General features: G+C 75.2%; 24 protein-coding genes and 2 riboswitches. Of the genes, 12 read left to right on the top strand and 12 right to left on the bottom strand.

Annotation, left to right across the window (positions count from 1 at the left end; genetic code table 11):
* Position 1: 1 nt before the first annotated feature.
* Positions 2–859, top strand: a complete 858-nt coding sequence (locus LV78_RS34155) for an NAD(P)-binding domain-containing protein (RefSeq protein ID WP_253850120.1) — start codon at positions 2–4, stop codon at positions 857–859.
* A gap of 7 nt (positions 860–866) precedes the next feature.
* Here the strand turns inward: LV78_RS34155 and LV78_RS34150 are convergent, their stop codons facing one another.
* A complete protein-coding gene (locus LV78_RS34150; protein ID WP_253850119.1) occupies positions 867–1,232 on the bottom strand; it encodes an MmcQ/YjbR family DNA-binding protein in 366 nt (121 codons plus the stop codon).
* 53 nt (positions 1,233–1,285) lie between these two features.
* On the bottom strand, positions 1,286–2,041 hold the full coding sequence (locus tag LV78_RS34145; protein WP_253850118.1) for a class I SAM-dependent methyltransferase: 756 nt from the start codon (positions 2,039–2,041) through the stop codon (positions 1,286–1,288).
* 103 nt (positions 2,042–2,144) lie between these two features.
* On the opposite strand from LV78_RS34145, the gene LV78_RS34140 reads away from it, so the two are divergent.
* Positions 2,145–2,654 carry a hypothetical protein gene (locus LV78_RS34140; protein ID WP_253850117.1) on the top strand — a complete coding sequence of 170 codons (510 nt, stop codon included), beginning with the start codon at positions 2,145–2,147 and terminating at the stop codon, positions 2,652–2,654.
* A gap of 45 nt (positions 2,655–2,699) precedes the next feature.
* On the opposite strand, the gene LV78_RS34135 is transcribed toward LV78_RS34140, so the two are convergent.
* Positions 2,700–3,434, bottom strand: a complete 735-nt coding sequence (locus tag LV78_RS34135; protein WP_253850116.1) for an SDR family oxidoreductase — start codon at positions 3,432–3,434, stop codon at positions 2,700–2,702.
* Positions 3,435–3,578: 144 nt separating this feature from the next.
* Between LV78_RS34135 and LV78_RS34130 the strand changes: the two genes are divergently transcribed.
* Positions 3,579–4,271 carry a TetR/AcrR family transcriptional regulator gene (locus LV78_RS34130; protein ID WP_253850115.1) on the top strand — a complete coding sequence of 231 codons (693 nt, stop codon included), beginning with the start codon at positions 3,579–3,581 and terminating at the stop codon, positions 4,269–4,271.
* A 157-nt stretch (positions 4,272–4,428) separates the two neighbouring features.
* Positions 4,429–5,214, top strand: coding sequence for a beta/alpha barrel domain-containing protein (locus LV78_RS34125; RefSeq protein ID WP_240438936.1), 786 nt, complete (start codon positions 4,429–4,431; stop codon positions 5,212–5,214).
* Positions 5,215–5,354: 140 nt separating this feature from the next.
* On the opposite strand, the gene LV78_RS34120 is transcribed toward LV78_RS34125, so the two are convergent.
* Complete coding sequence (locus tag LV78_RS34120; RefSeq protein ID WP_253850114.1) at positions 5,355–6,395, bottom strand: NAD(P)-dependent alcohol dehydrogenase; 1,041 nt, start codon at positions 6,393–6,395, stop codon at positions 5,355–5,357.
* Positions 6,392–7,030: a TetR family transcriptional regulator gene (locus tag LV78_RS34115; protein ID WP_253850113.1), complete on the bottom strand. Its 639-nt coding sequence runs from the start codon at positions 7,028–7,030 to the stop codon at positions 6,392–6,394. Before LV78_RS34115 ends, LV78_RS34120 begins: the two co-directional genes overlap by 4 nt.
* Positions 7,031–7,545: 515 nt before the next feature.
* Here LV78_RS34115 and LV78_RS34110 point away from each other — a divergent pair.
* The 4 genes from LV78_RS34110 (at position 7,546) to LV78_RS34095 (ending at position 12,086) form a co-directional block, all read left to right on the top strand.
* On the top strand, positions 7,546–9,051 hold the full coding sequence (locus tag LV78_RS34110) for a SulP family inorganic anion transporter (protein WP_253850112.1): 1,506 nt from the start codon (positions 7,546–7,548) through the stop codon (positions 9,049–9,051).
* 100 nt (positions 9,052–9,151) lie between these two features.
* Positions 9,152–9,877: a B3/B4 domain-containing protein gene (locus LV78_RS34105; RefSeq protein WP_253850110.1), complete on the top strand. Its 726-nt coding sequence runs from the start codon at positions 9,152–9,154 to the stop codon at positions 9,875–9,877.
* Positions 9,874–10,773 (top strand): dihydrodipicolinate synthase family protein, encoded by a 900-nt coding sequence (locus LV78_RS34100; protein ID WP_253850109.1) that lies wholly within the window; start codon positions 9,874–9,876, stop codon positions 10,771–10,773. The genes LV78_RS34105 and LV78_RS34100 overlap by 4 nt, the downstream gene beginning before the upstream one ends.
* Positions 10,774–10,853: 80 nt before the next feature.
* Complete coding sequence (locus LV78_RS34095) at positions 10,854–12,086, top strand: cytochrome P450 (protein ID WP_253850108.1); 1,233 nt, start codon at positions 10,854–10,856, stop codon at positions 12,084–12,086.
* 28 nt (positions 12,087–12,114) lie between these two features.
* On the opposite strand, the gene LV78_RS34090 is transcribed toward LV78_RS34095, so the two are convergent.
* From LV78_RS34090 to LV78_RS34080, 3 genes are all read right to left on the bottom strand, one after another.
* Positions 12,115–12,666, bottom strand: coding sequence for a TetR/AcrR family transcriptional regulator (locus LV78_RS34090; RefSeq protein ID WP_253850107.1), 552 nt, complete (start codon positions 12,664–12,666; stop codon positions 12,115–12,117).
* 72 nt (positions 12,667–12,738) lie between these two features.
* Positions 12,739–13,428 (bottom strand): DJ-1/PfpI family protein, encoded by a 690-nt coding sequence (locus LV78_RS34085; protein WP_253850106.1) that lies wholly within the window; start codon positions 13,426–13,428, stop codon positions 12,739–12,741.
* A gap of 37 nt (positions 13,429–13,465) precedes the next feature.
* Positions 13,466–14,299 (bottom strand): CPBP family intramembrane glutamic endopeptidase, encoded by an 834-nt coding sequence (locus tag LV78_RS34080; RefSeq protein WP_253850105.1) that lies wholly within the window; start codon positions 14,297–14,299, stop codon positions 13,466–13,468.
* A gap of 74 nt (positions 14,300–14,373) precedes the next feature.
* On the opposite strand from LV78_RS34080, the gene LV78_RS34075 reads away from it, so the two are divergent.
* The gene (locus tag LV78_RS34075) at positions 14,374–15,297 is read left to right on the top strand and encodes a pentapeptide repeat-containing protein (protein ID WP_253850104.1); all 924 of its coding nucleotides are present in this window, start codon (positions 14,374–14,376) and stop codon (positions 15,295–15,297) included.
* 3 nt (positions 15,298–15,300) lie between these two features.
* On the opposite strand, the gene LV78_RS34070 is transcribed toward LV78_RS34075, so the two are convergent.
* The 3 genes from LV78_RS34070 to LV78_RS34060 form a co-directional block, all read right to left on the bottom strand.
* A complete protein-coding gene (locus LV78_RS34070; RefSeq protein ID WP_253850103.1) occupies positions 15,301–16,446 on the bottom strand; it encodes an ArsB/NhaD family transporter in 1,146 nt (381 codons plus the stop codon).
* Positions 16,443–17,618, bottom strand: coding sequence for a metallophosphoesterase (locus tag LV78_RS34065; RefSeq protein WP_253850102.1), 1,176 nt, complete (start codon positions 17,616–17,618; stop codon positions 16,443–16,445). Before LV78_RS34065 ends, LV78_RS34070 begins: the two co-directional genes overlap by 4 nt.
* A gap of 111 nt (positions 17,619–17,729) precedes the next feature.
* A complete protein-coding gene (locus LV78_RS34060; protein ID WP_253850101.1) occupies positions 17,730–18,398 on the bottom strand; it encodes a TetR/AcrR family transcriptional regulator in 669 nt (222 codons plus the stop codon).
* Positions 18,399–18,618: 220 nt separating this feature from the next.
* On the opposite strand from LV78_RS34060, the gene LV78_RS34055 reads away from it, so the two are divergent.
* On the top strand, positions 18,619–19,743 hold the full coding sequence (locus LV78_RS34055) for a ricin-type beta-trefoil lectin domain protein (RefSeq protein WP_253850100.1): 1,125 nt from the start codon (positions 18,619–18,621) through the stop codon (positions 19,741–19,743).
* Positions 19,744–19,782: 39 nt separating this feature from the next.
* Here LV78_RS34055 and LV78_RS34050 read toward each other — a convergent pair whose 3' ends face one another.
* Positions 19,783–20,439 carry a (2Fe-2S) ferredoxin domain-containing protein gene (locus LV78_RS34050; RefSeq protein WP_253850099.1) on the bottom strand — a complete coding sequence of 219 codons (657 nt, stop codon included), beginning with the start codon at positions 20,437–20,439 and terminating at the stop codon, positions 19,783–19,785.
* A gap of 86 nt (positions 20,440–20,525) precedes the next feature.
* Positions 20,526–20,596: riboswitch (cobalamin riboswitch) on the bottom strand.
* A gap of 220 nt (positions 20,597–20,816) precedes the next feature.
* Between LV78_RS34050 and LV78_RS34045 the strand changes: the two genes are divergently transcribed.
* On the top strand, positions 20,817–21,983 hold the full coding sequence (locus LV78_RS34045; protein ID WP_253850098.1) for a DNA/RNA non-specific endonuclease: 1,167 nt from the start codon (positions 20,817–20,819) through the stop codon (positions 21,981–21,983).
* A gap of 10 nt (positions 21,984–21,993) precedes the next feature.
* On the top strand, positions 21,994–22,455 hold the full coding sequence (locus tag LV78_RS34040) for a hypothetical protein (RefSeq protein WP_253850097.1): 462 nt from the start codon (positions 21,994–21,996) through the stop codon (positions 22,453–22,455).
* Between the two features lie 102 nt (positions 22,456–22,557).
* Positions 22,558–22,777, top strand: a riboswitch (cobalamin riboswitch).
* Positions 22,778–22,806 lie beyond the last annotated feature (29 nt).

The following is a 22,806-nucleotide window of genomic DNA, read 5'->3' as shown; positions in this document are numbered from 1 at the left end:
CGTGGCCGGGTGCGACGTGGTGGTCGTCGGGTGCGGGCTGATGGGGTCCGCGCTGGTGCGGGCGTTCGCGGGCGCGGGGCGTTCGGTGGCGGCGTGGAACCGGACCCCCGAGCGGGCGCTCGCGCTCGTGGGGGAGCGGGTGGCGGCGGCGCCGGACGTGGCCGGGGCGGCGGCGCCGCTCGTGGTGGCCTGCACGTCGACCTGCCAGGCCGCGCTGGAGGCGCTGGACCCGGTGCGGGACTGGCGGGGACGCACGCTGGTCACCCTGTCCAGCGGCACGCCGGGCGACGCCGAGGCCGCGCGCGACTGGGTCGTCGACCGGGGCGGGGAGCACCTGGACGGGGTGATCCTGTGCTACCCGCAGGAGATCGGCTCACCTGACGCGGTGATCCTCTACGCGGGCCCGTCCGGGACGTGGGCCGCGCACGGCCCGGTGCTGGGCGCGCTCGCGGGCGCGTCGCGGCACGTCGCCGAGGAGGTCGGGACGGCCAAGCTGCTGGACGCCGGGATGACCGGAGCGTTCTACGTCAGCGCGCTCGTGGCGCACGCGGAGGCCGCCGGGCACCTGCTGGACCGGGGGACGCCCCCGGACGTGCTGCGCGCGCTGACCGCCGTCGCGCTCGACGTCCTGCGGCGCGCGGCGGACGAGGTCGTCACGGCGCTCGCGACCGGCGAGCACACCACCGACCAGGCCACGATCACCACCTTCGCCGAGGGCGCCCGCGCCGCGCTGACCGCGCTGCGCGCCACCGGAAGCCCGGCCCACCTGCTGACCGCCGCCGTGCACCGCCTGGACGCCGCCGTCGCCGAGGGCAGGGGCGGCCTGGGCGTCTCAGCCCTGGGCCTGCCTCCCCGCTGACCGCCCCCTACCCCAGCACGGGCGGGGCCAACGCCCAGTCCGGCTCCTCCTCCACCAGCTGCTCGGGCGCCGACAACCGCCACGCCTCGTACAGCAGCTCGGCCAGCTCGTCCGCCTCCACCCCGTCCAGGTGCACCACGACCCACCCGAACCCGGCGATGGCGTACTGCGGCTCGAACACGTCCGGCCGCTCGGCCACGAGCGCCAACTGCTCGCTCAGCAGCTGCTTGAGCCCGACCGTCTCCGTGCGCGGCCAGTGGTAGGCGAACTTCACCCCCTTGACCTCGAACGCGCTGTACTCCCGCCGGTCGAGCCGCTTGACCTCGGCCAACCGCCGCACGAGGGAGAAGAACCCCTCCGAACTCACCGCCACCACGACCCCCTGCTCCCTGTGTCGGCGGCAAGTGTAGGAGGGGGCACCGACAGTCAGTCCTCCTTGCGCCACACCGAGACGTGCTTTCGGCTCTCGTGGTGGAACGGCGAGCGGTCCCAGTCGGTCCAGCGGTGCTCCAGGCGCAGTCCGGCGATGCGGGCCATGAGGTCCAGCTCGGCGGGCCAGACGTACCGGAACGGGATCGTGCTCACGGTGGCGCGGCCGTCGCGGACGGTGAAGCGGTTGTTGCTCATGGACTGGGTGGCGATGTCGTAGCGGGAGAACGCCCAGGTGTCGGGGCCGCTGTCGAAGGGCACGTCGGTCCGGCCGCGCGGCAGCTCGCGCAGGTTCGGCAGGACGTTCTCGACCAGGAACCGGCCGCCGGGGGCCAGGTGCGCGGCGGCGTTGCGGAAGGTCTCGACCTGGGCGTCCTGGGTGGTGACGTTCTGGATCGTGTTGTAGACGAGGAACACCAGCGAGAACTCGCCCGCGACGCGCGTGGTGGAGAAGTCGCCGACGGCGCACTCCAGCGCGTCCCCGCCGGGCTTGGCGCGCAACCGGGTGAGCATGGCCTTGGACAGCTCGATCCCGGCCACCTCGACCCCGCGCTCGGCGAGCGGCAGCGCGATCCGGCCGGTGCCGATCGCGAACTCCAGCACCCGGCCGCCTGCGGCGAGCTCGGCGAGCACGTCGACGGCCGCGGCGACCTCGGGTCCGGGTGGGCCGGGGGCGTCGTAGTCGGCGGCGACCGCCTCGCCGAAGTAGCCGTCCTCGTCGGGCGTGTTCCGCCGCAGCGCTGCGAAGTCCATGCGTCCGAAGCTAACGGGGGCGCGGTGAAGGGCGCACCCGGTTTTTCCCGGCTCGGCGGGACCGCGCGGCGCTACGCTCGTTCATGATCATGGAGGTGGCGCGGTGACGACCCCACTGGTCGAGTTCGAGCTCGACCGACACGACTGGGCCTCGTTGGCGGTGATCTCGCCGAAGGAGGAGTGGAGGCGGAACACGCCGGTGAGCCTCGCTGGCCTGCTGTCGGCGCTCTCCGAGGAGGAGGCCGAGAAGTGCTACTGGCAGTTGGAGAACCGGATCGTCGTGTCCGGCTACCTGTTCGAGGCCGCGCCCGCCGCGGTGCCCGTGCTCCTGGCCGGGCTCGCCGGTCCGCTGAGCGAGCCCGCCAAGGGGTGGGTGCTGGAGCTGCTCTTCCAGCTGGTCGCCGGTCAGACCGATCCCGAGGCCGTGGAGCGGGGCAGCGGTGATCTCGGGGCCGAGTGCCGCGCGCTCGCCCGCGAGGGGCTGTGGTTGCTCTACCGGGACCTGGGCCACCAGTTCGACGGACAGGTCCGCGCCATCCTGGAGATCCTGGACGGGGACTCCGGGCGGGTCGGCGCGGTGCCCGTGCGGGTCAAGCGGAAGCGGGCGCGGTGAGCGCGGCGGCGCCACGGGGAACCGGGGCGCCGCCGCCACCGGGTGTCAGGCCAGGCCGCCGTTGACGAACACCGTCTGCGCGTTCACCCACCGCGCGCCACCGGCCAGCACCGACACCACCTCGGCGATGTCCTCCGGCGCGCCCAGCCGCCCCATCGGGTTCTGCGCGGCCAGCTTCGCGACCAGCTCGTCGCTCTTGCCGTTCAGGAACAGCTCCGTCGCGGTCGGGCCGGGGGCGACGGCGTTCACCGTCACGTCCTTGCCCGCCAGCTCCTTGGCCAGGATCGGCACCAGGGTCTCCACGGCCGCCTTGCTGGCCGCGTACGCCGCGTAGGTCGGCAGGTTGGTCTTGGTGACCGTGGTGGAGAACAGCACCACCGCGCCGCCCTGCCGCACCCGGTTCGCGGCCTCGCGGGCGACGGCGAACGCGCCTCGCACGTTCGTGCGGTGGATGCGGTCCAGCTCAGCCAGGTCGAGCTGGGCCACCGGGCTCAGCGCCATGATCCCGGCCGAGTTCACCACCACGTCCACGCCGCCGAAGTGCTCCTCCGCCGCGTCGAACAGGGCCTTCACGGCCGCCTCGTCGCCGACGTCGCCGCGCACCGCCACGGCCCGCCCGCCGCGCGCGGTGATCGCCTCGACGGTCTCGCGCGCCGCCTCCTCGTTGCCCGCGTAGTTCACCACCACGGCCTGCCCGTCCGCCGCCAGCCGCTCGGCGACGGCCCGGCCGATGCCCCTGGACCCGCCGGTGACGATCGCGACGCGCTCAGTGCTGCCCACGTGCTTCCTCCCACGCTCTGCGGCGCCGGTCCCGGCACCTGTTGTTGTCAACGGTAACAGCTCGACGGTAGCGGCGCTATTCGGCGGCAACGTGACAGTGTTAACGGCGCTACCAAACGCCGTCGCGCCCGTTATCGTGTCGGGGTGAAGCGAGACCTGACCCGCGACCGCATCGTCGCCGCCGCCTACGACCTGCTCCTGCAAGGCGGCCGGGAGGCGGTGTCCACGCGCGCGGTGTGCGCGGCGTCCGGGGTCCAGTCGCCCACGATCTACCGCATCTTCGGCGACAAGGACGGCCTGCTCGACGCCGTCGCCAGCCACGGCTTCGCCTCCTACCTGGCCGACAAGACCTCCCTCGCCCACTCCGCCGACCCCGTCGACGACCTGCGCCGGGGCTGGGACCTGCACGTCGGCTTCGGCGTCGCCAACCCCGCCCTCTACTCGCTGATCTACGGCGACGCCCGCACCGGCGTCTCCTCGCCCGCCGCCAGGCAGGCCGCCGACGTGCTCGCGGGCACCGTCCGCCGCATCGCCGAGGCCGGGCGGCTCAAGGTCGCCGAGGAGCGGGCCGCGCACCTGGTGCACTCGGCGGGCTGCGGGCTCACGTTCACCCTGATCGCCACGCCCGAGGACGAGCGCGACCCGGAGCTGTCGACCACGGCGCGGGAGGCGGTCATCGCCGCCGTCACCACCGGGCCCGCGCCGACCGGCGCGCCCACCGGACCGGTCGGGGCGGCGATCGCGCTGCGGGCCGCCGCGCCGGAGCTGACCGCGCTCAGCGCGGGGGAGCGGGCGCTGCTGGCCGAGTGGCTGGACCGGGTCGTCGCGCGGGGATGAACTGCCGGGCGGGTCGGTCGCTCGGGGGAATCCCCGGTGTCACCCGTTGGCCCGAACGGTGTCACCCGGACCGGTGGAATCGTCACTAGGCCGATCGGCGGTGTGGTTGAGTCCTGCCCGATTTACGCATCGGCCCCGGCACCACTGGAGGCACGCGGTGACGCCCTTCCGCACGTTCGCCCGGCAGCTCCGCATCAGGCGGATGCACCAGCACGGCGGCCCCCGCCTGCTGCTCGTCCCCCTGGAGCAGCCCGCCGCGGGCTGCGGCAGCCTGGCGCGGACCGTCGCCGAGGTGATCGACGGCGGCGCGGACGCGGTGGTGCTGCACAAGGGGCTGCTGCGGCACGTGCACCCCGAGTCGTTCACCTCCGCCTCGCTGGTGGTGAACCTCAGCGCCAGCACCAAGCACGCCCCCGACTCCACCCACCTGGTCGCGCACGTGGAGGAGGCGGTGCGGCTGGGCGCGGACGCGGTGTGCGTGAGCGTCGACTTCGGCTCGGACGGCGAGAACCGGCAGATCGCGGACCTGGCCACCGTCGCCGAGGAGTGCGACCGGTGGAACGTGCCGCTGCTGGCCTCGGTGCACCCGCGCGGCCCCGAGCAGGGCTCGCCGGAGCTGCTGGCCCGCGCCGCCGGGCTCGCCGTCGACCTGGGCGCGGACCTGGTGGAGCTGCCGCCGGTGGCCGACCACGCGGCGCAGGCCGACGTGATCGCCGGGTGCGCCATCCCGGTGCTGATCGCGGTCACCCACCACCGGGCGGACGCGGAGACCGTCGCCGAGGCGCGGCGCGCGCTGGCCGCCGGGTCCGGTGGCATCACGGCCGGGCAGGCGGTGGCGGACTCGGGCGACCCGGCGGCGCTGGCGCGCGTGCTGGCGAACGTGGTCCACGCCGACGCCCCGCGCGGCATCCCGTCCGCCCGCAGCCGCCCGCACGGGGTCTGAGGCCCGCGCCCGGTCGGGGATCACCCGACCGAGGGGCCAGGTCGTGGGCACGGCGAAGCGGTCCGGTGGTCGCCACCACCGGACCGCTCCACGTTCCCGACCGGCGGGCGCGCCGAGGGGCGGCGCGCCCACCGCATCGCTCAGCCGCGCGGCAGGACGACCGCGCGCCCGCGAACCTGACCGGCGTGCAGCCGCTCGTACGCCAGCGGCGCCTCGTCGATGCCGAAGGTCTCGGTGTGCACGGTCAGCGCGCCGGAGCGGGCCAGGTCCAGCACCTCGATCAGCTCGCCCCGGCTGCCCCAGTACGGGGTGGACACCGACACGTCGAACGGGATCGTGCCGAAGCCGACCGGCACGGTGCCGCCGCCGATGCCGACCACGGTCAGGTCGCCCTCGACCGCGACGACGCCCGCCGCCGTGGCCACCGTCGGGCCGACGCCCACGAAGTCGAGCACGACCTCGGCGCCCAGGCCGCCGGTCAGCTCGCGCACGGCCTTGGTGGCGTTCGCGTCGGACAGCACGGTCTCGTGCGCGCCGACCGCCGCCGCCAGCTCCAGCTTCTCCTTCGACACGTCCAGCGCGATCACGCGGGCGGCCGTGGTGGCGCGCAGGATCTGGATGGCCATGTGGCCCAGGCCGCCGGTGCCGATGACCACGGCGGTGCTGCCGGGGACCAGCTTGGGCAGCGACTTCTTGATCGCGTGGTACGGCGTGAGGCCCGCGTCGGTGAGCGGGGCGGCCGAGACCGGGTCGAGGTCGCCCAGCGGCACCAGGTGGCGGGCGTTGTCGATCAGCATGTACTCGGCCATCGCGCCGGGCGCGCCCAGTCCGGGCGGGTTGATGCCCAGCTCGGCGGCGCGCAGGCAGTAGTTCTCCTTGCCCTCGGCGCACTTGGCGCACGAGCCGCAGCCCTGCGGGCCGTAGACGGCGACCATCTCGCCGACCTTCAGGCCCGTGACGCCCTGGCCGAGTGCGGCGACCTTGCCGACGCCCTCGTGGCCCAGGGTGAGGGGGAAGCCGTAGCCGTAGACCTCGGCGGGCCACTCCATCACGGCGATGTCCGAGTGGCACACGCCCGCGGCGGCCACCTCCAGCACGACCTGGCCGGGACCGGCCTCGGGGTCGGGGACGGTGACGACCTCGGGGGCCTTGCCGATCTCGCGGTACTGCACAGCCTTCATGGCGCACTCCACTGCGTTGTAGGTATGGCGAGCGCCCCGACCAGGGCGTCGAACGCGCGGTCCACCAGCACGGGCAGCTCCTCGTCGCCGAAGAGCCACAGGCGGGTCGCCGCCACCAGCGCGCCCGCGCCCGCGCCGACCACCACGGCGGGCCGCAGGTCGTCCTCGGGCACGCCCATCCGCTCCGCGAGCACCCGCACCGACTCGGCCTCGGCGAGAGCCCGGAGGTGGTGGTGCGCGCCGAACAGCGTGGGTTCCCGCTCGGTCAGCCGCAACAGGTCGCGGACGCCGGGGCGGCGGTGCCAGGCGGGTTCGCCCTCGTCGTCGAGCCAGTCCCGGACGGCGGCCCGGTAGGCCGTCATCGGGTCCTCGTCGGCGGGGCGGGCCCGCAGGGCGGCGTTGATCCGGTCGCCGTCGGCCCGGACGCCGTCGAGGACGGCGGTCTCCTTGCCTGCGAAGTAGCGGCTGAAGGTGCGCCGGGTGACGTCGGCCCGGTCGGCGATCTCCTCGACGGTGACCGCGCGCAGTCCGCGCGCCACCACGAGCTCCACCGCCGCCGAGGCCAGCGCCTCACGCGTGCGCAGCGTCTTCCGCTGCCTCCGGCCGTCCACGACCGGCTCTGGTCGAACGCTCACGGGACAAGCGTACTGCTGGAATGTCCCAGTGGGACAGTTGTCCCGGTGTGACATGCGGATCAGTGCATGGGTACTTGCGGAAACGGTGTTGATCAGGCATGTGGGTGTGCGCGGGCGGCCGTGTGGGGGAGCGGCCCTGGGGTCGCGTGTGTCGCCGGAGGACGTAGGATCAGCGCGGCGAGGCAGGCCGTGGGCCGCCACGCCGTCGTGCCGGGGCAGACCAGGGTCTCCGCCGGAGAGCCGAGCCCCGCAGGAGACGAGCGTGCGCGAGCGGATCACGCCCACCGCCGAGGCCTGCCCGCCGTAACCCCCGGTGTCCGGGAGGGCGCGGGCCGAGGCCCGGTCGCACGGCCAGGTCGCACGGCCCTGCCGCTCCCGTCCCCGCCCGGTCCCGCCCGCGCCCGAGTCGCGCCGCGCTGGACCGCCGTCGCGGCGCGCCGACTCCGGCGCCGCCGTCCCCACCGCCGCACCCCCTTCCACGGGGGTGTGCCCGAGCACGACAGGTGAACCCCTCCGTGTCCTCCCCCTCCGCCCTGCCCGCCCGCCTGCGCGGCGCGCTGGCCCCCGACTGGCTGCGCGACCCCAAGGTCTGGCGCACCGAGGTCCTCGCCGGTCTCGTCGTCGCGCTGGCGCTGATCCCCGAGGCCATCTCGTTCTCGATCATCGCCGGGGTCGACCCCGCGCTCGGCCTGTTCGCCTCGTTCACCATGGCCGTGGTGATCTCGGTCGTCGGCGGGCGGCGCGCCATGATCTCCGCGGCCACCGGCGCGGTCGCCCTGGTCATCGCCCCGCTCAACCAGGAGCACGGCCTCGGCTACCTGATCGCCGCGGTCATCCTGGCCGGGGTGTTCCAGATCGCGCTCGGCGCGCTGGGCGTGGCCAGGCTGATGCGGTTCATCCCGCGCTCGGTCATGGTCGGGTTCGTCAACTCGCTGGCGATCCTGATCTTCCTGGCCCAGGTGCCCGAGCTGGTCGACGTCCCGTGGATCGTCTACCCGCTGTTCCTCGGCGGGCTGGTGCTGGTGGTGCTGCTGCCGAAGGTGACCACCGTCGTGCCCGCGCCGCTGGTCTCGATCGTGGTGCTCACCCTGATCACCGTCGGCGCGGGCCTCGCGGTGCCGACCGTGGGCGACAAGGGCGCGCTGCCGTCCGCGCTGCCGACCCCCGGCCTGCCGGACGTGCCGTTCACCGTCGAGACGCTCACGATCATCGCCCCGTACGCCTTCGCCATGGCGCTGGTCGGGCTGATGGAGTCGCTGATGACCGCCAAGCTGGTCGACGACATCACCGACACCCGCTCGAACAAGACCCGCGAGGCGGTGGGCCAGGGCGTCGCCAACGTGGTCACCGGCCTGTTCGGCGGCATGGGCGGCTGCGCCATGATCGGCCAGACGATGATCAACGTGAAGGTCTCCGGCGCCCGCACCCGCCTGTCCACGTTCCTGGCCGGGGCGTTCCTGATGGTGCTGTGCGTGGTGTTCGGGCCGGTCGTCTCCGACATCCCGATGGCCGCGCTGGTGGCGATCATGGTGATGGTGTCCTTCGCGACCTTCGACTGGCACTCCGTCGCCCCGGCCACGCTGCGCCGGATGCCGCTCGGGGAGATCACCGTCATGGTCGTGACGGTGGTCTGCGTGGTGGCCACCGACAACCTCGCGATCGGCGTCGTGGTCGGCTCGATCACCGCGATGGTGATCTTCGCCAAGCGGGTGGCGCACCTGGCCGAGGTCGAGGCGGTCCTCGCCCCGGACGGCGGGACGGTGGTCTACCGGGTCACCGGGGAGCTGTTCTTCGCCTCCTCCAACGACCTCGTCGGCCAGTTCGACTACCCGAACGACCCCGACCGGGTGGTCATCGACCTGAGCGCCGCGCACGTGTGGGACGCCTCGTCGGTGGCCGCGCTGGACGCGATCGAGACCAAGTACGCCCAGCGCGGCAAGACCGTCGAGATCACCGGGCTCAACCCGCGCAGCGCCGACCTGCACGGCAGGCTCAGCGGCGCGCTCGGCGCCGGGCACTGAGGGACCGCCCGCCGGTCGCGCGGGTGGCGCGGGGCGGTGCACTACCTTGCGCAACGTCACCGCGAACCCGCGCGACCGGCCCGTCGAACGGAGACCACGAATGACCGACGCCCCCGACCTCAAGCGGTTCCTCGCCGACGCCCGGATCGACCCCGAGGTGCTCGCGCTGCGCCCGGACTACCGGGCCGCGCTGCTCGTCGTGGACGGGATCGACCCCGCCGCGAGCACCGCGCTCGGGGACGCGCTGGTGGCCGAGGCCGAGGCGAGCGCCCGCGAGCTGCTCGCCGCCGGGCCCGTGGAGGAGGAGCCGCACGTCGCGGCGTGGCGGGAGGCGTACCGGGGGTTCGGCGCGAAGCCGCAGCGCACCCGCAACAGCCTCGAAGCGCTGCTGCGGCGCGCAGGCGGTGACGCCGGGCTGCCCAGGGTGAACGCGCTCACCGACGTCTACAACGCGATCTCGGTGCTGCACCGGATCCCGCTCGGGGGCGAGGACCTGACCCGGTACCGGGGGAGCGCCCGGCTGGTCAGGGCGACCGGCGCGGAGGAGTTCGACGCGGTCGCGGGCGGGGTGGAGGTCGTCGAGCACCCGGAGCCGGGCGAGGTGGTGTGGCGCGACGACGCCGGGGTGACGTGCAGGCGGTGGAACTGGCGGCAGGGGCGGCGCACCGCGCTGACCGGGGGCACCACGGCGGCGCTGTTCATCCTGGACGCGCTCGCGCCGGTGGACGACGCGGCCCTGGACGCCGCCGTCGACCACCTCGCGACGGCGCTCGGCGGGCTGGGCGCGGACGTGACCTCGGCGACCCGGACCGTGGGCGCGGCGTGACGCCGGGGAGCGCGTTCACCGGGCTCGGGGCGTTCCCGCTGACCCCGTTCGCGGGCGACGCCGTGGACGAGGGCGCGTTCTGCGGCCTGGTCGAGCGGCTGGCCGCGTCCGGCGTGGACTCGATCACCGCGCTCGGCTCCACCGGGTCCGGGGCCTACCTCACCGCCGAGGAGCGCGCCCGCGTCGCGCGCCTGGCCGTGCGGCACGCGGGGGACGTGCCGGTGCTCGTCGGCGTCGGCGCGCTGCGGGCCTCGCGGGCGCTGGCGAACGCGCGCGCCGCCGAGGACGCCGGGGCCGCCGGGGTGCTGCTGGCCCCGATGACCTACCAGCCGCTCGGTGACGACGAGGTGTTCGAGCTGTTCCGGCTGGTCACCGAGGGGGTGGACCTGCCGGTGGTGGTCTACGACAACCCCGGCACCACGCACTTCGCGTTCACCACCGCGCTCTACGGCCGGATCGCCGGACTGCCGGGGATCGCCTCGATCAAGATCCCCGGCGGTTCCGGCCACCCGGCGCGCGTCCGGGAGATCCGCGCCGCGATCCCCGAGCACGTCACCATCGGGATCTCGGGCGACGCCTTCGGGGCGGCCGGGCTGAACGCGGGGTGCGACGCCTGGTACTCGGCCGTCGCGGGCACCCTGCCCGACCCCGCGCTGCGGGTGACGCGCGCGGCGCTCGCCGGGCGCGCGGAGGAGGCGGTGGCGGAGTCGGAGCGGTTGGCGCCGCTGTGGGGGCTGTTCGCCGAGCACGGCGGGAGCGTGCGCGTGATCGCGGCGATCGCGGAGCACCTCGGGCTCGTGCCGCGCGACTGCCTGCCGCTGCCGGTGCGAGGGCTCGACGAGGCGCAGCGGGCGCGGGTGGTCCGTGTCGTGGCGGACCTCGGCCTGGACCGCTGACCAGGCCTCGACGCGGATCTGGCACCTGAATTGAGCCAAAGTGGCTCGTATTGGTGCCAGATTCGTGCCACGATGGCGTCATGGACTTAACCTCGCCCGTCCCGATCCCCGACGGCCTCCCGCAGGAGCGCGACGCGGGCCCGTTCGCCCCGACCACGTTCGTCGCCGACCTGCGCGCCCGCCGCCCGGTGTGCCCGCTGGTGTTCCCCGACGGCCACGTCGGCTGGCTCGTCACCGGCCACGCCGCCGTCCGGCAGGTGCTCGCCGACACCCGGTTCAGCTCCCGGCTCGACCTCGGCGTGCTGCACGTGCCGTACCCGACGCCGGGGATGCCGCCCGCGACCGAGCCGTCGCCGCAGGTGCCTGGCCTGTTCGTGGCCACGGACCCGCCGGACCACACCCGGCTCAGGCGCAAGCTGACCGGGGCGTTCACGGTCAAGCGGATGCGGGCGCTGGAGGAGCGCGTCGCGCAGATCGTGGAGGAGCGCCTGACCGCGATGGCCGCGCTCACCCCGCCGGTCGACCTGGTGCGGGAGTTCGCGCTGCCGGTGCCGTCGCTGGTGATCTGCGAGCTGCTCGGCGTGCCGTACGCGGACCGGGAGGTGTTCCAGGCCAACACCGCGCGGTTCATGGTCAAGGACGTCGAGCTGGCGGAGAAGGCGGCGGCGTACGGGGCGCTCACCGGGTACCTGGCCGGGCTGGTCGCGAGCAAGCGCGCCGAGCCCGGCGAGGACGTGCTGTCGGACCTGGCGCGGCACGAGGCCCTGACCGTCGAGGAGCTGACCGGGTGCGCGTTCCTGCTGCTGCTCGCCGGGCACGAGACGACCGCGAACATGGTCGCGCTGGGCACGTTCGCGCTGCTGGAGCACCCCGAGCAGCTGGCCGCGCTGCGCGCCGAGCCGGGGCTGCTGGGCGGGGCGGTGGAGGAGCTGACCCGGTACCTGTCCGTGGGCGACCTGTTCTACCGGTACGCCACCGAGGACCTGGAGCTGCACGGCGAGCTGATCCCGGCCGGGTCGACGGTGGTGCTGTCGCTGCTGGCGGCCAACCACGACCCCGAGGCGTTCGAGGACGCGGGCGCGCTGGACGTGCGGCGCGACGCGCGCGGGCTGGTGGCGTTCGGGCACGGGGTGCACCAGTGCCTGGGGCAGCAGCTGGCGCGGGTGGAGATGCGGGCGAGCTTCGCGGGGCTGCTGCGGCGGTTCCCGGACCTGGCGCTGGCGGTCCCGGCGGGGGAGGTGCCGCTGAAGACGGACATGAACGTCTACGGGGTGCACGCGCTGCCGGTGACCTGGGGGACGACGGCCGGGTGAGGCGGGAGCGCCTCGCCCGGCGGGGCGCTCACCCCTCCCGCAACCCGCCCGTCACCATCCGCACCAGCAGCTCGTAGCTCTCGTCCAGCTCCTCCGGCCACTGGAACGCGTTCTGCGCCTCCAGCACCGCCCACCCGTGCACCGCCGCGCGCAGGCAGCGCACCGCGTGCACCGCCCGGACCTCGTCCATCCCGTACGCCCGCATCGCCCCCAGCAGGATCTCCACCAGCCGCTTCGCCGCCTGGTCCACCAGCGGCTGCGAGCTCTGGAGCATCGCGGAGTAGCGGTGCGGGTGCTCCTTCGCGTAGTCGCGCCACGCGAGCATCAGGGCGCGCACCGCCTCGTCGGCCGAGCGGCCCAGCGCGGCGTCGCCGATGCGGTCGGACAGCTCGGTCGCGATCCGCGCCGACATCAGCGCCCGCAGGTCCGCGAGGTTGCGCACGTGCTTGTACAGCGACGGCGTCGCCACCCCCGCCCGCGACGCCACCGCCGCCAGCGTCAGCGCGCCCGCGCCCTCCTCGTCGACCAGGCGCAGCGCGATGTCCACCACCGCCTCCGCCGACAGCGCCGCCCTAGCCACGGGCTACCTCCCGCTCGACACCGCGCACCCACGACCTCCAAGCTAACAGTAGTAGCCCTCAAGCTAAGTTTATTAGCTCCGGCTGTCAAGCCGCAGCCGTTCCGCCGCCCGCGCCACCAGCGGCCCGCGCGCCGCCGCCAGCCGGGCCGTGATCGCCGCGACCTCGTCGGGGTCCACGTCCGGGCGGGTCGGGCCGCCCGCGTCGAACGGGGGCCTCGGGTCGTACTCGATCATCAGCTGCACCCGCTTCGCCTCCGCGTCGCCGAACAGCTCGGCGGCCAGCGACAGCGCGAAGTCCACCCCGCTCGACACCCCGGCCCCGGTCACGATGTTCCCGTCCCGCACCACCCGCTCCGCCACCGGCACCGCGCCCAGCCCGGCCAGCAGCGGCAGCGAGCCCCAGTGGCTCGTCGCGCGCCTGCCGGTCAGCAGCCCGGCCGCCGCGAGGGTGAACGAGCCGGTGCACACGCTCGTCACGAACCGCGCCCCCGCAGCCTGGCGGCGCAGGAACTCCAGCGCCACCTCGTCCTCGAACAGCTCGAACGCGCCCTGCCCGCCGGGCACGAACAGCACGTCCGCCTGCCCGGCGTCGGCCAGCGTCGTGGTCGGCACGATCGAGAACCCCGCGTCGGTGGGGACCGGGGACAGGTCGTGCCAGGCCAGCTCGACCTCCGCGCCCGGCAGGCGGGAGAACACCTGCGCGGGACCGGTCAGGTCGAGCTGGGTGACGTTCGGGAACAGCAGGCACAGGAAGCGGGTCACCCCGCCAGTGTCCACCCGCGAGCGATCACGCGGGTCATCACGCGGGCAGCGCCACCGCCCGGCCCCGCGGCTCGCGGCGGCGCGTCACCAGCAGCACCGCGCCCAGCACCAGCGCCATCACCACGACGTACCCGACCTTGAACACCACCGGGTCCACGCCCGGCGTCACCAGCGGCGTCCACCGGCCCACCGGGTTGTCGTCGGTCGGGAACGCGAAGAACTGCCACTGCGCCCAGTTCCACCCCAGGTGCAGCCCCACCGGCAGCGCGATCCCGCCCGTGCGCAGCGCGGCCACGCCGAACACCACCGCCCCGATCGCCGGACCCGCCGCCGTCCACAGCAGCTCGCCGAACCCGCCGGACTTCACCGAGGGCGCCGCGCCCAGCACCAGCAGGTGGTAGCCGCCGAACAGCACCGCCAACCCGCCCACCGCGACCTTCGGCCCCCACACCTCGGCCAGGCGGCGCAGCGCGTACCCCCGGAACACCAGCTCCTCCAGCAGCACCGCGAAGCAGAAGTACGCGGTGCCGGTCAGCGCCAGCGGCGCGGTGAACCCGGCGTTCGGCGTCCAGCGCAGCACCCCGTCGAGCATCAGCCCCCACGCCAGCAGGCCGACCGCCGCGACCCCCAGCAGCAACCCCGGCCCGAACCACCGACCGGGCCCGAGCCCGCGCCAGGCCCCCTCGAACCACCGCGTCGCCAGCAGCACCAACCCCGCCGCGACCGCCACCACCGGCCACGGCTGCCCGTCCTCCACCGGCACGAGCACCCCGGTCACCAGCGCGGACAGCAGCACCGCCGCAGCGCTCAACCCCAGGAAGGCCACGACCTTCCCGCCGATCCGCAAAGCCCCACCCGCGTCACGCGACATGCGGGCAGTAAAGCGCACCGGCGGCCGGACGCGCCGGTGATCGACTGCTCTCGCCGACCCCGGACAATCCAGCGGTGCCCCAGCTCCCCGTGACCGCGCCCCGCCCGCCGGACCGCCACCACCGCGAGCTGGAGCTGCGCGAGCGCGAGCTGGCCCTGCGCGAGGCCGAGCTCGCCCACGCCAGGCGGGTGGACGCCCGCGCCCGCCTCGCCGACGCCGTCGACCGGCTCGCCGCCCCCGAACCGCTCACCCGCCACGCCGCCCTCCGCGCGTTGGAGCTGCTCGCCCAGGACGAGCCAGACCACCGCGCCACCGCCGTCGCGCTGCTCTGCGACGCGCTGCGCACCCCGTTCCCGAACGACGCCGAGGGGCGGACCCACCGCGCCGCCCAGGCCGTCCTCGCCCGCCACCTGCGCCCCGACCGCCCGGCCGACCACTGGCCCGGCCTGCCCCTCGACCTCGCGGACACCACCCTGACCGGCCTCGACCTGTCCGGCTGCCGCGTCGAGGACGGCTCCACCTTCCAGGGCGCCACCCTCGCCGACAGCCGCTTCACCGGGGCCGTCCTCGCCGGGCGCGCGGTGTTCGTGGGCACCGCGTTCACCGGGAACGCGGACTTCACCCGCGCCGCCTTCCACGGCGAGGCCGAGTTCACCGGCGCGGACTTCGACGGCCCCGCCGCCTTCGCCCAGGCCCAGTTCATCGGCGGCGCGCGGTTCGACGACGCCCGGTTCGCCGGACTCGCCCTGTTCCGGGCCACCGGGTTCGGGGGCACCGCCTCGTTCGGCGACATCGCCTTCGCCGGGGCCGCGCTCTTCCACCGGGCCCGCTTCGACGGCGAGACCTGGTTCGACCGGAGCCTGTTCCTCGGCCGCGTCGACTTCAGCGCCGCCGCGTTCGCCCGGCCGCCCACCGCCGAGGACGTCCGGGCCGACCCGGCGCGCGACCGCCCGCGCGCCTGGCCGCAGGGCTGGGCGCCCGCACCCCACCGGGGCTGACGCTCACCCCGTCAGCCACAGCGCCCCCGTCGCCGCCGCCACGGTCAGCACCGCCACCAGCACCCCCGACGCCACGAACCGCGCCATCGGCACCCGCACCCCGGCCCGCGCGCACGCCTCCAGGCAGATCAGCGTCGCCAGCGACGCCCACGGCAGCGCCACCGACCCGGCGTTCACCCCGATCAGCACCGCCAGCAGGTGGTCCGCGTCCGCGCCCGGCAGCGCCGCCTCCACCGCCGTGTAGGCGGGCAGGTTGTTCAGCGCGTTCGCCAGCCCCGCCGACACCGCCGCCGTCCGCGCCAGCCCGGTGCCGACCAGCGCGCTCACCGCGTCGCCCACCCCGTGCAGCACCAGCGCGGGCACCAGCAGGAACAGGCCCGAGACCAGCACCAGCAGCCGCCACGGCACCAGCGACGGCCGCAGCACCGAGCGGTCCAGCGCCGCGAACGCCGCCACCAGCGCCAGCGCGATCCCGGCCGCCACGAACGCGATCCCGTCGTGCACGAACGGGATCGCCGCCGCGAACAGCAGGCACGCCGCCAGCGACACCCCGAACAACCTGCGGTCGCGCGGGCGCACCGGCTCCGGCACCCGGTACGGCTCCACCTTCCGCCAGTGCAGCGCCCACAGCACCGCGGCGGTCACCAGCACCGACGCCAGCTGCGGCGCCCACATGCGGGCCGCGAAACCGGTCGCGGTCAGCCCGATCCGGTCCGCCGCCAGCAGGTTCGTCAGGTTCGACACCGGCAGCAGCAGGCTCGCCGTGTTCGCCAGCCACACCGCCACCATCGCCAGCGGCAGGCCCGGCACGCCGGTGCGCACCACCAGCGCCAGCAGCACCGGGGTGAGCAGCACGGCGGTGGTGTCCAGGTTCAGCAGCGCGGTGAGCGTGGCCGCGAACAGCACGCACAGCGCGAACAGCGCCCACGGCCGCCCGCGCGCCGCGATCGCCATGCCGGTCGCGGCCACGTCGAACACCAGCGCCTCGCGCGCCAGCTCCGCGATCACCACGACGCTGGTCAGGAACAGCAGCAGCGGCGCGACGCGGGCCAGGCTCGCCCACGCCTGGTCGCCGGGGAGCCAGCCGGTGGCCACGCACGCCACCCCGGCCAGCAGCACCCCCGCGGCGACCTTGTCGCCGGGCTTCACGCCGCGCGCAACGTGAGCAGCGAGACCTCGTTCGGCGCGAACACGCGGAACGGCGGCCCCCAGAACCCGGCGCCCCTGCTGGTCCACAGCCGGGTGCGCTCGCCGTGCCTGCTCAGCCCGGACAGCACCGGCTGCTGCAACCGCACCAGGAGGTGGAACGGCCAGATCTGCCCGCCGTGGGTGTGCCCGGACAGCTGGAGGTCGACGCCCGCCGCGACGGCCTTGGTGATCTCGCTCGGCTGGTGCGAGAGCAGCACGACCGGGGCGCCATCGGGAGCCCCGTCCAGCGCGGCGGCCAGGTCCTGGCGGTGGCCGGGCTCGCCGGAGTGCGCGGCGGTGATGTCGTCCACGCCCGCGAACACCAGGCGGGCGCCGTCGCGCTCCAGCACGCGGTGCTGGTTGTGCAGGCTCGTCCAGCCCAGCTCGGCCAGGTGCTCCAGCCAGGCCTGCGCGTTCGACAGGTACTCGTGGTTGCCGGAGACGTAGAACCGGTGCGGGGCCTGCACGTCGCCGAGCGGGGTGGACTGGTCGCGGCGCTGCTCGACGGTGCCGTCGGCGATGTCGCCCGCGTGCACGACCACGTCCGCTCCCAGCGTGTTGACCCGCTCGACCAGGCCCCTGGACCACGCCGAGCGGTCGATCGCGCCGTAGTGGGTGTCGGCGATGACGGCGATGGTCAGGCCGTCGAAGGCGCGGTCCAGCCGGGGGAGCACGACGTCCGCGCGGCGCACCGGCGGCACGCGCATCGCCTGGCGGTTGCCCCAGACCGCGATCACCACGACCAGGACCAGCAGCAGCACCGCGATCACCCTGGCGCGCAACGGGTTCTCCACCCCGGCCACGGCCAGCGCCAGGCGCAGCAGGTCGGTCACCAGGGTCCACGCGAACGCGATCCACACCAGCCCGAGCAGCAGGTGCGCGACGCGGGTGGCGCGGTCGCTGCGCTTCGCGCCCAGCGAGCGGACCATCAGCAGCGGGAGCGCCACGTACGCGCCGCCGATCACCAGCGTGCCGACGGCGGTCACCGGCCACGGCCACTGGGCGCTCGGCGCGAGCAGGCCGAACCAGGGGACGGCGAACAGCAGCGTGGTGATCGCGATCAGCACCGCGGCGAAGGTGATCCGCCGCCGGGCGCTGCGGCGGGGCGCGGGGGGCTTGGGCGGTGCTGACATCACGGCTCCTGGTTAACGAACCAACGGTCCTGCTATCTGCGGAGCGTACGGGAGCTTCCCAGGGCTGTCAGCACGCGCGAGCGGGCGCGGCGGGTCCCTGGGGCGGGCGGGTCAGCTCGCGCGGGCGGCGAGGCCGATCAGCTGGTTGACCAGGCTCTCGGCCAGCGCGGCCCGGAACGCCTCGTCGGCGGCGGGCAGCCCCAGCTCCGCGCTCGCGCGCGCCACCTCCTCGGTCGGCCTCGCCCGCCCCCACAGCCCGGCGGTCACCACCACGACCGACTCCGCGAAGTGCCGCGTCCCGGCCGCGCCCAGGTGCGGCAGGCGCTCCGCGACCAGCCCGGCCAACCGGTCCGCGCGCCGCCCGGCCGCCGCCGCGAACCCGCGCGCCACGTCCACGTCCACGTTGCGCTCCAGCACGCTGGCCATCGACCCGAACAGCTCGCACAGCGGCGGGTCGGCCACCAGCGCCTCGGCGACCGCCGTCGCGACCGCGATGGCCCGCCCGTACGGCACCGGCTGCGGCGCGCACGAGCGCAGCACCGGCGCCAGGCCGTCCAACCAGGACGACCAGCGCCGCCGCAGCACCTCCAGGTAGACGGCCTCGCGGGTGCCGAAGTAGCGCAGCACGTTCGACTTGGCCAGGCCCACCCGGCAGCTCAGCTCGCGCAGCGTGATCGCGTCCAGCGGGCGCTGCTCCAGCGCGGCCTCGGCGGCGTCCAGGATGGCGGCCCTGCGCGCCTGGACCTGCTCCGGTCTGCGGGCGCGCTGGAAGTCCACCACGGGGCGAGGTTACCGCCGTGCTGCGGACGACAACAGACCGCCGTTCCGCTGCGTGGTCGGTGTTCGCCCGATTCGGGGATCTCGGCGCCCCGGTCCACGTGGTTACTCTCCGAACACGACCGAGAGCGGGGACGTGGTGGCGATGGGCTGGACGGGCAACGCGGGGCGCAGTGGCGGAACGGCACCGGCTCGTGCCGCGACCGCCGGTGGCGGCGGGTTGGTGCGAACGGGGCGCGGGCTCAGACGCGCGGGGGCCGTGCTGGCCGCCCTGTGCGCGGCCGGAGGGCTGGTGACCGGGACCGCGTCCGCCGAGGTGGCGGGGACCGTGGTGGGCCGGGTGTGGTTCGACCGCGACGGCGACGGCGCGCGCGACCCCGAGGAGCCGGGCCGGGCCGGGGTGGTGGTGCACGCGCTGGGCGCGATGGCGTTCCGGACCACGACGGACGTGAACGGCGAGTTCCGCGTCCCGCACCTGCCGGTGGGGGAGTACCGGCTGAGCGCGGAGTCCGAGGGCTACGAGGTGATCGGCGCGCGCGAGGTCGTCGTCCGGCTCGGCGCGGACCCGGTCGACGTCGGGTTCGCCCAGCGCGGCGGGGAGATCAGCGGGTACGGCTGGTGGGACGCCAGCGGCAGCGGGGCCTACGAGTCGGGCGAGGCGATGGTCGCGGCCACCTGGAAGATCGCCGGGTTCAGCGACTACGAGGGCTGGCTGAGCAGGCAGGTCGCCGCGCCCGGCCAGTACGCGTTCCGCGACCTGCCCGCCGGGGTGTACCGGGTGGAGGTCGACGGTCCCGGCTGGCCCACGAAGTACCGGGCGGACAAGGACGTGCGCAACTCGGACGTCCTCGGCGTCCCGCCGTCGACCACGCCGATCCGGGTCGCGGAGGGGCAGCGCCACCCGTACGTGTCGGCGGGGTTCACCGGGACGCGGCGCGACGTGGAGATCACCAGGACCATGCGCACCTGCCTGGACCAGGAGCACCCCGGCGGGTCGCCGACGAACCGGGTGGGCGCGTGGGACTGCAACGGCGGCGCGAACCAGCGGTGGGCGCTGCACTGGCTGGGGCTGGACCGGGTGGCGGTGGTGAACGTGGCCACGGGCGACTGCCTCGACCAGGAGACCCCGGCGGGGGCGTCGACCAACGTCGTGGGGGCGTGGGGGTGCAACGGCGGGTCGAACCAGAAGTGGGTGATCGGCAGCTCGGCGTACGACCGGCCGGAGCTGCTGGTGAACGCGGCCAGCGGGCTGTGCCTGGACCACGAGCACCCGACCGGGGCGCCGACGAACCGGGTGGGGGCCTGGTGGTGCAGCGGGGCGGCGAACCAGGAGTGGGACATCCGGTAGCGGTGGGGCGGGGCCGTCCGGTGGGGCGGCCCCGCGCGCTCAGCCCGCCGCGTCCCCCGGTGGCCTGCGCACCGCCCGCGCGCCGAGCCCCGCCGGGGTGTCGGCCCACGAGTCGACCAGGGCCGCCGCGTCCTCGGCGGTGACCGGGCCCCACCACGCGTCGTCCGGGTGGACGACCACCACCGGCGCGTGGTTGCACGGGTACAGGCAGCCGCTCTGCGCCACCAGCACCGCGTCGTCCCCGAGCCCGCGCTCGCGCAACCGCGCCGCCAGCGCCGCCGCCGTGCCCGCCGCGCCCCGAGCCGTGCAGCGTGGACCCCGGCACACCAGGACGTGCCTGCCGTGACCGGGGACCGCGTCCCACGCGGGGGAGGTCAGCCCGGCCTCCTCGCCGGTCACCGGCCGGTCCACCACCCGCACGCGCAGCGCGTCCGGGTTGCGCCGCACCCAGTCGCCCGCGACCCGGCGCAGCCACGACCGGGCGGGCGCGGGCGTCCCGGCGGACGGCGTCGCGACCAGGTCGACCGCGCGTCCGCGCCCGTCCCGCGCCAGCTCGTCCAGCACGTCGTGCAGCGCGGGTTCGCCGAGCTGGAGGTACGCCACGCGCGCGCCCACCGCGTCGGCCAGCGCGCCGAGGTCGGCCTCGCGCGCGTGCGCGTCGGCGGCCAGCCCGACCAGCACCAGGTGATCAGCCACGGAACCCCGTCCGTCGTGCGCGCACGCTCCAGCGCTCCCCTTCTCCCGGTGCTCCGCCGGGCGCTCGAAAGGCGCGCGAGGGCGGCGGTCCGGCTCGCGGGACGACGAACGTCCCGCTCACGGTGGCGGTACCGCGCCGGAATCGCACCGGCTTCCCCGGACCCCGCGCGGGTCCACCGGGAACGTAGCAGGCGGCGCGCGGGGGACGCCGCCGCCGAGTGGCGCAGGGGCAGTCGAGTCCACTGTGGACGCTCAAGGGGAGCCCTTCCGCCCCTGAGGCCTGCCCCTGCGCTGCCCTCCCGGTCCTTCCCCCGCCGCGCCGCGCGCTGCTCTGCTGGGACCCCGTTCGACGCGGTGACCGGCGAGAGGCGATCCGAATGCGCGCGCACAGCCCGCACCCCGGTGGCGGGGAAGCCCGGCAGGACCCCCGCCCCGCGCCCCGCGTCGCGGCCACCGCCGGGGACGCGCTGTCCGCCGACCGGGCCGTGCGCCTGCAGCGCGAGGTGGGCAACACCGCCCTCACCAGGATGCTGCGCGGCGCGGACGGCGCGCCCGACCCGCCGCGGGTCGCGGCCGGGCGGGGCGGCCTGGCGGGCGACCTGCTGCGCGTGGCACGGGGCAGGCGGGACGGGGGCGCGACCCCGGTGCAGCGCGTGCCGACCCGGCCGCAGGCCAAGGCGGGCAGCTCCTACGCGCACGACCGCAGGCAGCGCTCCGAGCCGGTCAACAACGCCCGCCGCGCCATCGAGAGCCAGATCGTCAGCGACGGCAGCAAGCCCGCTGGCTCCGCGCCGCACGTCGACCCGGCGGGCTACGCCTACATCCGCCAGCTCAAGCTCGCCAAGTTCTGGATCCGGTTCCACCTGGTCAACGAGAAGGCGGGCGGCGACGGCGGGTCGGGCAACCTCGTGCCCGCCTCGCAGCGGGACAACCGCAACTACGAGATCCAGTTCGAGGCCGCGCTCAAGCAGGACGTCGCGACCGCCGCCGCCAACCCCGGCGACCGCGTGTTCTACGGCGTCTCGGTCAACTACCCGCCCGCGAACCAGGTGGGGACCCAGCGGCAGCAGGACAACCAGCAGTTCTTCCCGACCAGCCTGAACGTCCACCACGAGTACTACAGCGCGGCGAACGACCAGTGGACGACGCGGCACAACGGCACCACGTTCACCTTCCAGGACCCCCAGCCCACCGACCTCGGCGCGAACGCGATCCCGATCGTCACCCTCACCCTGCCCCAGTTGCAGACCATCGCGCCCGGCTACAACTGGACCGCCGCCGACCTGGCGTTCCTGGCCACCCTCGGCGGCGCGAACAAGGCCGAGTTCGAGCGCTACCTGGAGGAGGGCGGCGGGCTCGGGCCGAGCGGCGCGGCGGAGCACGCCCTGAACGAGATCAAGTACCAGGCGCCCGGCGCGCCCACCGCACGTCCCCGGCGCGCCGCGGCGCCGCAGGGCACCATCCCGTTCGCGGCCAGGATCAACAACCAGCAGGCCGTCCGGAACCTGGCGGACGCCCTCGCCAGGGGCGAGATCACGCTGTGAAGGAGGCGCGATGTCGGCGCTGTGGAGCGCGCGGGTCGAGGAACGACTGGCGGACGGGGTGGTGCTGGCGCTGCGCGCGGTGCACCCGGACGCCGGGGAGCTGACCGGCTCGCCGGTGTTCGCCTTCCGGGTGCTCGTGGACGCCCCGCGCGACCCGGCGGTCCCGAGGCCGCCGGTGGAGGAGGAGGCCGCGCTGGCTTCGGCGGTCGTGCGGTCGGTCGAGGTGGGCGGGGTGCGGAACTCCCCCTTCGACGAGGAGGCCGCCCGCGCCGGGGTGGAGCGGGCGCTGCGGGAGCGGGGGCTCGCGCCGCAGGACGGGGAGGCCTGGGCGGAGGCGTTCGGCGAGCGGTGGCGGGAGCTGTGGGCCGATCCGGACCGGGCGCCCTCGGGCAGGCTCACCGTCCTGGTCGGCGATCCCGCGTGGGTGGCCGGGCTCGGGCCCGGCGCCGAGTGGGAGACCTCGGCCTGGTGACCGCCGGTTCCCGAGCGCCGTCGACCACCGGTTCGCGTGATACCCCACCCCCGTCCCGGCGCGCCGATGTGGGGGTGGCGTCCGCGCCCCTCCACAACATGTAGTGTCTCGCCCGTCAGCGGTTCGCCGGTCCCTCCCGAGGGGGCGGCGAGGCAAGAGGGAACCCGGTGCGAATCCGGGACTGCCCCGCAGCGGTGAGTGGAAACGACCGCCGTCACACAGCACTGGGTCCGGTTCGGGCCTGGGAAGCGACGGCCAGTAGGTCCGGCGGGAACGCCGGGTGTCCACGAGTCCGAAGACCTGCCGTCGACGCGCGCGCCGAGCCCCTTCGGCGCGCGCTCGTCCGGGGCC

Origin of the sequence: Actinosynnema pretiosum (assembly GCF_024171695.1) — a bacterium.
Lineage (GTDB): Bacteria > Actinomycetota > Actinomycetes > Mycobacteriales > Pseudonocardiaceae > Actinosynnema > Actinosynnema pretiosum.
The sequence above is the reverse complement of the archived record's forward strand: the minus strand, read 5'-3'. Positions and strand labels throughout refer to the sequence as shown.

Bases quoted from the DNA above. Each gene is read 5' to 3' on its own strand.
- LV78_RS34145 (WP_253850118.1), bottom strand. From the start codon at position 2,041: ATGGACTTCGCAGCGCTGCGGCGGAACACGCCCGACGAGGACGGCTAC.
- LV78_RS34120 (WP_253850114.1), bottom strand. From the start codon at position 6,395: ATGAAGGCTGTGCAGTACCGCGAGATCGGCAAGGCCCCCGAGGTCGTC.
- LV78_RS34105 (WP_253850110.1), top strand. From the start codon at position 9,152: ATGACCGACGCCCCCGACCTCAAGCGGTTCCTCGCCGACGCCCGGATC.
- LV78_RS34095 (WP_253850108.1), top strand. From the start codon at position 10,854: ATGGACTTAACCTCGCCCGTCCCGATCCCCGACGGCCTCCCGCAGGAG.
- LV78_RS34080 (WP_253850105.1), bottom strand. From the start codon at position 14,299: ATGTCGCGTGACGCGGGTGGGGCTTTGCGGATCGGCGGGAAGGTCGTG.
- LV78_RS34065 (WP_253850102.1), bottom strand. From the start codon at position 17,618: ATGTCAGCACCGCCCAAGCCCCCCGCGCCCCGCCGCAGCGCCCGGCGG.
- LV78_RS34045 (WP_253850098.1), top strand. From the start codon at position 20,817: ATGCGCGCGCACAGCCCGCACCCCGGTGGCGGGGAAGCCCGGCAGGAC.
- LV78_RS34040 (WP_253850097.1), top strand. From the start codon at position 21,994: ATGTCGGCGCTGTGGAGCGCGCGGGTCGAGGAACGACTGGCGGACGGG.